At 68.6% G+C, this 6,000-nt stretch carries 7 protein-coding genes; 4 read left to right on the forward strand and 3 right to left on the reverse strand.

What is annotated here, in order from left to right; all coding sequences use genetic code 11:
* Positions 1–18: 18 nt before the first annotated feature.
* Positions 19–252: a 4-oxalocrotonate tautomerase family protein gene (locus tag ACGFI8_RS43005; RefSeq protein WP_392813594.1), complete on the reverse strand. Its 234-nt coding sequence runs from the start codon at positions 250–252 to the stop codon at positions 19–21.
* Positions 253–327: 75 nt separating this feature from the next.
* On the opposite strand from ACGFI8_RS43005, the gene kduI reads away from it, so the two are divergent.
* From kduI to ACGFI8_RS43020, 3 genes are read left to right on the forward strand one after another with little or no spacing between them, the layout of a single operon-like run.
* A complete protein-coding gene (gene kduI, locus ACGFI8_RS43010; protein ID WP_392813596.1) occupies positions 328–1,146 on the forward strand; it encodes a 5-dehydro-4-deoxy-D-glucuronate isomerase in 819 nt (272 codons plus the stop codon).
* Complete coding sequence (locus ACGFI8_RS43015) at positions 1,143–1,916, forward strand: SDR family oxidoreductase (protein WP_392813597.1); 774 nt, start codon at positions 1,143–1,145, stop codon at positions 1,914–1,916. The genes kduI and ACGFI8_RS43015 overlap by 4 nt, the downstream gene beginning before the upstream one ends.
* A gap of 4 nt (positions 1,917–1,920) precedes the next feature.
* A complete protein-coding gene (locus tag ACGFI8_RS43020; protein ID WP_392813599.1) occupies positions 1,921–2,682 on the forward strand; it encodes a sugar phosphate isomerase/epimerase family protein in 762 nt (253 codons plus the stop codon).
* Between the two features lie 60 nt (positions 2,683–2,742).
* Here ACGFI8_RS43020 and ACGFI8_RS43025 read toward each other — a convergent pair whose 3' ends face one another.
* Positions 2,743–3,486 carry a right-handed parallel beta-helix repeat-containing protein gene (locus ACGFI8_RS43025; protein WP_392813600.1) on the reverse strand — a complete coding sequence of 248 codons (744 nt, stop codon included), beginning with the start codon at positions 3,484–3,486 and terminating at the stop codon, positions 2,743–2,745.
* Positions 3,487–3,579: 93 nt separating this feature from the next.
* Positions 3,580–3,918 carry a hypothetical protein gene (locus tag ACGFI8_RS43030; protein ID WP_392813601.1) on the reverse strand — a complete coding sequence of 113 codons (339 nt, stop codon included), beginning with the start codon at positions 3,916–3,918 and terminating at the stop codon, positions 3,580–3,582.
* Between the two features lie 377 nt (positions 3,919–4,295).
* On the opposite strand from ACGFI8_RS43030, the gene ACGFI8_RS43035 reads away from it, so the two are divergent.
* Positions 4,296–5,816 (forward strand): discoidin domain-containing protein, encoded by a 1,521-nt coding sequence (locus ACGFI8_RS43035; protein WP_392813603.1) that lies wholly within the window; start codon positions 4,296–4,298, stop codon positions 5,814–5,816.
* Positions 5,817–6,000 lie beyond the last annotated feature (184 nt).

The following is a 6,000-nucleotide window of genomic DNA, read 5'->3' on the forward strand; positions in this document are numbered from 1 at the left end:
GCGGCGCGGCACCGACTGCTATACGGTGCCGGCCTGGCCGTGCCTGGCCAGCACCTCGGCGCGGGAAGCGTCGTCGGCGGCGAGCACCCCGCCGTTGGCGACGTCGTGCCCGTCGATCTCGGTAAAGACGATGCGCACGTCCTGGCGCCGAGCGCCCAGGTGTGTCACGGCGTCGTCCGTGACCGCCTCCACGAACCGCCGCCGCTGGTCCAGGCTACGCCCGCGCAGCAGTTCGACCGTGATGTTGGGCATGCAGCCCCTCCCTCATCCTCAGACGCTGTCCACATACTTGATAGCTGTACAGGATCACCTCTAGGATTCACAAGCATGACAGTCGACCTGCGGTACGCCACCGATCCCGAGACCGTCGAAACCGCGACGACCACCGAGCTGCGCTCCCGATACCTGATCGAAGATCTCTTCGCGTCCGGCGAGGTGCGTGCCGTCTACACCCACGAGGACCGAATGGTCGTGGCCGGCGCGGTCCCGGGTGACGGGGCCCTCGCCCTGCCCTCGTTCGACGTGACCGGCACCCTGAGCCACCTCGAGCGGCGCGAACTCGGCGTCGTGAACGTCGGCGAGCCGGGTGAGGTGATCGTCGACGGCGCCCCACACAAGCTCAACGCGCTCGACGGGCTCTACGTCGGGCGCGGCAGCAACGTCGCCTTCACCGGCGAGGGCGCCTGCTTCTACCTCGTGTCGGCGCTGGCCGACGTGACCTACCCAGTGGCTCGGTTCAGCCGTGACACCGTCGAGCCGGTGCACGTCGGCGACCCGGCTACGGCGAGCTCCCGCCTGCTGTACCGCTACGTCTGGGGCGGTGGCCACCCCTCCTGCCAGCTGCAGTTCGGGGTGACGGTGGTGTCCGACGGCTCGGTGTGGAACACCATGCCCGCCCACCTGCACCGCCGCCGCACCGAGGTGTACCTCTACACCGGCCTGCCGGCCGACGCGCGGGTGCTACACATCCTGGGCCAGCCCGGCGCTACCCGGCACCTGTTCGTCGCCAACCGCCAGGCGGTGATCGCGCCGTCCTGGTCGGTGCACGCCGGCGCCGGCACCGCGCCGTACGCGTTCGTGTGGGCGATGGCTGGCGAGAACACCGACTACGGCGACCTCGCCCCCGTCGCGGTGGCCGCCCTGTGACCGGCGTGGAGGACGTGTCGCGGCTGTTCTCCCTGTCCGGTCGCACCGCACTGGTCACCGGCGCGAGCCGCGGCATCGGCCGGGCGATGGCGCTCGGGCTCGCCGCCGCCGGTGCGGACTTGGTCCTCGTCGGCCGCGCCGCCTCACACCAGGACACGGCGGCGGGCGTCGCGGCGCTCCACCGCGACTGCCGCGTCGTCGACGTCGACCTCACCGACCCCCTCGCCGCACGTGACGCGGCGGCGGACATCGCCCGGGACAGCAGCGTCGATGTCGTGATCAACAACGCTGGCATCATCACACGCGACGACGTGCTCTCGGTGACCCCGCAGGACTGGACGCGCGTGCTCGACGTGAACCTCACCAGCCTGTTCTTCCTGAGTCAGCAGCTCGCCGCGCCGATGGCCGCCCGCGGCCACGGCAAGCTGATCAACGTGGCGAGCCTGCTCTCGTTCCAGGGCGGCATCCGCGTCGCCCCCTACGCGGTGTCCAAGCACGCCGTCGCGGGCCTCACCCGTGCGATGGCCAACGAGCTCGCCCCGCACGGCATCCAGGTCAACGCCATCGCCCCCGGCTACATCGCGACGGACAACACCCAGGCGCTGCGCGACGACCCGGACCGGTTCACCGCGATCACCGAACGGATCCCGGCGGGCCGGTGGGGCACGCCGGCGGACCTCGTCGGGGCGGCCGTGTTCCTCGCCGCGCCGGCCTCCGACTACGTCAACGGGCACGTGCTCGTCGTCGACGGCGGCTGGATGGCGCGCTGAGGCGATGGGCACCCTGATTCCGGGCCTGTGCTCGGTCACGCTGCGCCACCTGCCGTCTGAGCACATCGTCGCCGTCGCCGCGGAGGCCGGCCTGGCCACGATCGAGTGGGGCGGTGACCTCCACGTCCCGCCGGGCGATCTTGCCAATGCCGCGCAGGTGCGTGAGCGCACCCTCCAGGCCGGGCTCACCACCGCCGCGTACGGCAGCTACCTGCGCGCGGGGAGCACGAACACCGCCGAGATCACCGCGACGGTCGCCACCGCGGTCGCGCTGGGCGCCCCGCGCATCCGGATCTGGGCCGGCACTCAGGGATCCGCCGAGACGACCGCGGAGCAACGCGCGGCGGTCGCCGCCGCCGCGCGACGCGTCTGTGACGAGGCCCGCGACGCCGGCATCATGGTGGCGTTCGAATGCCACGCCCGCACCTTGACCGACGATCCGGCGTCGGCGCTCGCCCTGCTGGACGATGTCGACCGCCCCAACGCCGGCATGTACTGGCAGCCGCCCAACGACCGGCCGGACGCCGCGGCGCTCGCCACGCTCGACGCCCTGCTGCCCCGCATCGTCGCGGTCCACGCCTTCTCCTGGTGGCCCGGCACGCAACGGCGCCGGCTGTACGAGCGGTGGCGACTCTGGCGCGCCGCCGCCGCCCGCCTGCACACGTTGCCCCGCGCGTGCGACGTCCTGCTCGAGTTCGTCCCGGACAACGACACCGGCATCGTGGCCACAGAAGCGGAAACCTTGCGCCGCCTGCTGCGACAGTAGGACTCCGGCCCCGCCACCGAGCCCGCGAACGAACCGGTGCGCCGCGACCACCGGCCGGCTTTACGGGGTGACGGCGACGTTGGTAAGGCCGTTGACGGCGTTCGTGACGGTGTTCGATGCGTACACGATGTTGGGGTTCGCGGAGCACTTCGACGAGACGAAGATGGCATATCCGCCGACGCCGCCGAGATCGGAAATGTTGTCGCGGAAGACGTTGCCGCAGCCGTAGCCGTCGATCTGGGTGTGCGTCTCATAGCCATTGGCGAACGTGCCCGGTGGGGTGAAGGTGCCGGTGTTGCCCTCGATGACATAGCCGTTGCCCTTGGCATCGATCCACGAGTCGGCGGAGTTCTCCCCCGAGAGGCCCTGCCCGTTGAAGGTGTTGCCCCGGATCACGCCGCCTTCGGTGCCCTCCTTGATGTCAACGTGCTCGGCTGCGATACCGGGCCCGAACTCGTTTTCGAGCACCTGTACCCGGTCGGACCGGTCCATTCCGCCAGAGTTACCGAGGCAGGCGAAGTTGGACTTCGCCGAGCCGATGTACACGCCCTCGCCGAAGCCGGGCTTGACCAGGCCGGTGTGGCTGATTTTCGACTGCCGTATGACGCCGTCGGCGGAGGAGCGCCGGAAGTGGACCCCTTCTTCCTCGATGTGGTGGACGGAGACTCTTTCGATCGTGACGTGTGGGGAGTTGTCCAGCACGATGCCCTTCTTCGAGTCCGCGACCGTGAAGCCCCGGAGATTCCAGTACGGGGCGTCGAAGAGCCACAGTCCGTATCCAGAATCCCAACCGTCCGTCGGCACCGGGCAACTTGGCGCCGTCCCGGCCGGCCCCTCGTTGATCAGGATCGCGGCACTCGGCCCGAAGAGCGTGATGGGTGCGTCGGCAGTGCCTGCCTACCGGGTGAGGAAGGAACCACGATACGTCCCCGGCGCGAGCTTGATTGTCTGTCCCGGCTTGGCAGCGGCGAGAGCGGCCTGGAGTTCTGCGGTGGTGGACACCCTGACGGTTCCTGTTTCGGCGATGCGGCCATTGGCCCAGGCGTAGGGCGCGATGGCGACCGCGAAGACTGCGGCGGCGCCGATGGCGGCGACCGTCGCCGAGCGGCGAGAGAGTCTCACGAGCCTGGCCTTTCCGTTGACTGTGTGATGGGGGTGATTGGGTAGTCTGCTGAACCCGCGCCAGCCCGTCAATGCTTGTTCCGCATTTCGTTTCCAGTCCACGTATGTGGACACGAAGGCGACCCGACAGTCCCTGACGGGCCTCCTCGCACTGCTCATCGACGGCCCGGGCTGCGATTCCTGCACGCGCCGACCCCGGACCGGCCGGTGCCCCAACACCGAACGTAATCAGCCACTGGCGGTGCGCACCGGCCACGCACCCCAACCCGCCGTAAACCTTCTGCAGCGGGTCGACTTCCGGGTCGACGACCACGACCCAGCCATACACACCCCACCCGGCCTCGGCCGAGGCGCCAGGCAGGCTAAGCGGTCAAGAATCTGAAACACAGCCGTCATCTGTATCGACGTTCTACCACTGTCCGGCGTACGCTCCTGCGATGTCGGTCTATTCCTGTGGATAGTATCCACGTACGTGGACAAGGAGTCCTCGCGTGACGCCCACATCCCGAAGAGCCGCCCTCACCATCGGGTCCGCCACCGCCGCGGCGGCGCTGGTCGCCGCAGCCATCGTCGCCGCCTCAACCGCCGACGCAGCGACCGTCACGAACATCGCCTGCGGCAAGGCCGCCAGCGCGTCGTCAAACACCGGCAGCGCCGGCAACGCCAACGACTGCACCGAAGGAACGGCCTGGCAGAGCACCACCACGAAGCCCCAGCAATGGCAGGTCGACCTCGGCGCGACCACGCCGGTCGACCACGTCACCATCACGTGGGGCGCCGACTACGCGACCAAGTACAAGATCCGTACGTCCTCGGACGGTTCGAACTGGAGCACGAAGGTCGCCGACGACTACGGCACCGGCGGCGTCGACACGCTGACCCTGCCGACCGGCACGCAGACCCGGTGGATCCAGGTGTACCTCAGCCAGTACGCCGGCACGTCCGGCTTCACCATTGACGAGGTGGCCATCTACGGTACGGCCGGGACGCCCTCGCCCACCCCGTCGTCGACCCCCACCGCCTCGCCCACGCCGACGACCTCGCCTACTGGCGGCAAGACGTGGAACGTCAACAGCGCGGCGAGCCTCACCGGCGCACTTGCCGGGGTGTCGCCCGGCGACACCATCTCGCTCGCCGCCGGCAGCTATGACGGGGCCTTCTACATGACGCGCTCGGGCACCTCGGACAAGCCCATCACGCTGACCGGTCCGCGCAGTGCGGTGTTGTCGAACAGCGGTGGGGGTTGTGACCCGAATGTGCCAAGTTCGCCGTCGGGCATCACCTACTGCGGGTACGGGCTGCACCTGAACAAGGTGCAGTACTGGCACCTGACCGGGTTCGCCGTCACCAACTCCGCCAAGGGCATCATCCTGGACGGATCGAGCAACAACCTCATCGACGGGGTCGAGGTGTCGAACACCGGCGACGAGGGCGTGCACTTCCGGACCGCCAGCAGCAACAACACGCTGCAGAACGCACTCGTGCGCGACACCGGCAAGACGCAACCGGGGTACGGCGAGGGACTGTACTTGGGCTCGGCGCAAAGCAACTGGTCCAAGTACGGCGAGAACGGCAGCGGACCCGATCGCAGCGACAACAACAAGGCGCTGAACAACACCTTCCAGAACGTCGCCGCCGAGCACATCGACATCAAGGAGGGCACGCAGGGCGGACTGGTACAGGGCAATACCTTCACGGGCGGCGTGTCCGGGGCCAACAGCGCCGACTCATGGGTCGACGTGAAGGGCAACAACTACACCATCACCGGCAACCACGGCAGGTACACCACCGGCACCCTCGTCGACGGGTACCAGACCCACCAGATCCTCTCGCCGTACGGCTGCGGCAACGTATGGCGAAGCAACGACTCCGACCTGAGCAACGTCGGCGCGTACGCGATCAACGTGACCAACCAGAGCACCTGCGGCAGCAACCTCAACGTCGTCTACTCCAGCAACACCGTCATTAACGCCACGAAGGGACTGACCAACATCACGATCACGGCCGGCTGACCGTGCTGCCGCCGTGGCCCCCTGGAGGCCACGGCGGCGCCGGAAACCGGCGTAGAAAGCTCCCGAACGGTGCAAGGGGCTGCTGGCGAGGGAGTGTCAAGTTAACGGCTGATCTGGATTGTTGAATTGGTCAGTGGTTGGTCGGGTTCAGGCGGCCCTCGAACGCGATCTGGAACGCGTTCAA

The sequence above is a fragment of the Dactylosporangium sp. NPDC048998 genome, from assembly GCF_043197855.1.
Taxonomy (GTDB): domain Bacteria; phylum Actinomycetota; class Actinomycetes; order Mycobacteriales; family Micromonosporaceae; genus Dactylosporangium.